The organism is Methylibium sp. T29, from assembly GCF_000576205.1.
GTDB classification, from domain to species: Bacteria; Pseudomonadota; Gammaproteobacteria; order Burkholderiales; family Burkholderiaceae_C; genus Methylibium; species Methylibium petroleiphilum.
The window spans coordinates 1-3041 of record NZ_AZND01000337.1; the positions used below are offsets into that span (position 1 = coordinate 1).

General features: G+C 71.7%; 2 protein-coding genes and 1 pseudogene. All 3 read left to right on the plus strand.

Annotation, left to right across the window (positions count from 1 at the left end; all coding sequences use genetic code 11):
* Positions 1–527: pseudogene (locus x551_RS20440) on the plus strand (hypothetical protein); the annotation flags it as partial.
* A gap of 50 nt (positions 528–577) precedes the next feature.
* Positions 578–2242, plus strand: coding sequence for an FMN-binding glutamate synthase family protein (locus tag x551_RS20445; protein WP_036236169.1), 1665 nt, complete (start codon positions 578–580; stop codon positions 2240–2242).
* Between the two features lie 65 nt (positions 2243–2307).
* On the plus strand, positions 2308–3039 hold the full coding sequence (locus tag x551_RS20450; RefSeq protein WP_036236167.1) for a response regulator transcription factor: 732 nt from the start codon (positions 2308–2310) through the stop codon (positions 3037–3039).
* Positions 3040–3041 lie beyond the last annotated feature (2 nt).

A 3041-nucleotide genomic window follows, 5' to 3' on the forward strand; every position in this document is an offset into this window, starting at 1 on the left:
CGCCGGAGGCGGCGCAGGTGGCGGCGCCGGGCTTCGTGCGCGAAGCGATGGCCGCGCACGCCGTCTACGTGCCCGATCAACGCCACCCGGTCGAGGTGGACGCGGCGCAGCAGGCCCACCTGGTGCAGTGGCTGTCGAAGCGACTGGGCGCGCCACTGCGCGTGCCGGCGCTCGACGGCGAGGGGCTGCGGCTGGTCGGTGGTCGGCTGCTGCCCGGCGAGGCCGGTCAGGCACGCGCGCAGTTCATGTACGAGGACGCGCAGGGGCAGCGCGTGACGCTGTACGTGTCGGTGCTGGGCAGCGCGGCTGCGCCCGGCGCCTCGGCCCCCGCCGCCTTCCAGTGGCGTGGCGACGGCCCGACGCACAGCTTCTACTGGGTCGATGGCCGGCAGGGCTATGCGCTGAGCGCCGACCTGCCACGGGCCCGCTTGCAGGCGCTGGCGACGGCCGTGTACCGGCAGCTCGAAGCCCCCGCTGCGCAGCCCGGCGCCCGTGGAAACCCCCAACCCGTCGGACCGGCGCACTGACACGCGGCAGGGCTAGCATCCCCGGGTCACCGCGCCCCGAGGAATCCGTCATGCCCGCCTGGCTGTTGCGTCTGAACGAACACTTCCCGATCCGCTACGTCGTCTGGCTGGCCTGTGCGGTCGGCGCGTTGCTGAGCGCGCTGGTGTGGGTGGTGACCGGCAGCGGCGGCCTGGTGCTGCTGGTGTTCCTGGCGCTCGTGGGCACCGGCGTGCACGACGTGCGGCAGTCGCGCCACTCGGTGCTGCGCAACTACCCGGTGATCGGCCACCTGCGCTTCTTCTTCGAGTTCATCCGGCCGGAGATGCGGCAGTACTTCATCGAGGGCGACAACGAGGCGGCGCCGTTCTCGCGCCAGCAGCGCTCGCTGGTCTACCAGCGCGCCAAGGGCGAGCCCGACAAGCGGCCGTTCGGCACGCAGCACGACGTGGGCGCCGAGGGCTACGAGTGGATCAACCACTCCATCGCGCCCACCACGCTCGCGAGCCATGACTTCCGCATCACGGTGGGCGGCGAGCGAGCGCAGCCGTACAGCGCGTCGATCTTCAACATCTCGGCGATGAGCTTCGGCGCGCTGAGCGCCAACGCCATCCTCGCGCTCAACGCCGGCGCCAAGCGCGGCGGCTTCGCGCACGACACCGGCGAGGGCTCGATCAGCCGCTACCACCGCGAGCACGGCGGCGACCTGATCTGGGAGATCGGCTCGGGCTACTTCGGCTGCCGCCACGACGACGGCTCGTTCAGCGAGGAACGCTTCGCCGAGACCGCGCGCGACCCGCAGGTCAAGATGATCGAGCTCAAGCTGAGCCAGGGCGCCAAGCCCGGCCATGGCGGCGTGCTGCCGGGCCCGAAGGTGACGTCGGAGATCGCCGCGGCGCGCGGCGTGGCGGTGGGTGTGGACTGCGTGTCGCCGTCGCGCCACGCCGCCTTCGACTCGCCGGTGGGCATGCTGCAGTTCATCGAGAAGCTGCGCACGCTGTCGGGCGGCAAGCCGGTGGGCTTCAAGCTGTGCATCGGCCACCCGTGGGAGTGGTTCGCGATCGCCAAGGCGATGCGAGAGACGCATCTGCTGCCGGACTTCATCGTCGTCGACGGCGCCGAGGGCGGCACCGGCGCCGCGCCGCTGGAGTTCACCGACCACGTGGGCGCACCCCTGCAGGAGGGGCTGATGCTGGTGCACAACACGTTGACCGGCATCGGGCTGCGCGATCGCATCCAGCTCGGCTGCGCCGGCAAGGTGGTGAGTGCCTTCGACATCGCGCGGCTGATGGCGCTGGGCGCCGACTGGTGCAACGCGGGGCGCGGCTTCATGTTCGCGCTGGGCTGCATCCAGGCGCAGGCCTGCCACACCGGCCACTGCCCGACCGGCGTGACCACGCAGGACCCGATGCGCCAGAAGGCGCTGGTGGTGCCGACCAAGGCCGACCGCGTGTTCATGTTCCACCAGGAAACGCTGCGCGCGCTGAAGGAACTGGTGCAGGCCGCCGGGCTGCAGCACCCGCGCGAGATCACCGCCGCGCACATCGTGCGGCGCGTGGCCGACCACGAGGTGAAGCTGCTGGCGACGCTGCTGCCGTTCGTGAAGCCAGGCGCGCTGCTGGCCGCCGAGCGCGGCGAGATTGACTGGCCGCACCAGGTGTTCCGGCTCTACTGGCCGCGCGCGAGTGCGCATTCCTTCTTGCACCAACCCGATCCGCTGGCGACAGCGGCGGCGTGAACGACTAAGCTCCCGGCAGGCGGCCCCGATCGCCCCAGAGTCACAGTCCCCAGGAGACGACAAGCGTGCTGAAGGTCTATCTCGTCGAAGACGATCCGCTGGTGGCCCAGCATGTGCTCGACACGCTGAACGAAGCGCCCGGCATCCGCTGCGTCGGCCACGCCAACCGGCTGGGCATCGCCCGCATCGACCTGCCGCAGTGCCGCCCCGACGTGCTGCTGTCCGACCTGGGCCTGCCCGACGGCGACGGCACCGAGCTGATCGGCGAGTTGAGCCATGCCCCCGCGATCGACGGCGTGTGGCACCCGCACATCCTGGTGTTCTCGGTGTTCGGCGACGAGGCGCGCGTGATCCAGGCCATCGAGGCCGGCGCCGACGGCTACTTCCTGAAGGGCTGCACCTCGGAGGAGCTGGTGCGCGCCGTCGAGCAGGCCGCGCGCGGCGAGTCGCCCATCTCGCCGGCGATCGCGCGCCACCTGCTCAAGCGCTTCCGCGAGGACGGCTTCAGCGACACGAGCTTCCGCGACTCGGGCTTCTCGGAGTTCGGCGGCGGCGGGGGCGACACCGGCATGATGGACCTCGACGAGCCCTCGCGCCGCGACCACGAGGTCAGCGCCCGCGAGCACGAGGTGCTGCGGCTGGTGGCCCAGGGCTACGTCAGCGAGGAGATCGCCGAGCGCCTGCTGACCACGCCGAGCGCCGTGGCCACCGCGGTGCGCAACGTCTACCGCAAGCTGCAGCTGGGGCAGCGCGCCCGCGCCACCGTGCAGGCGCAGTCGCGTCCCGGCTGGGCGTGAAG

Excerpts from the sequence above, each read along its gene's own strand:
- x551_RS20445 (WP_036236169.1), top strand. The coding sequence starts at position 578 with ATGCCCGCCTGGCTGTTGCGTCTGAACGAACACTTCCCGATCCGCTAC.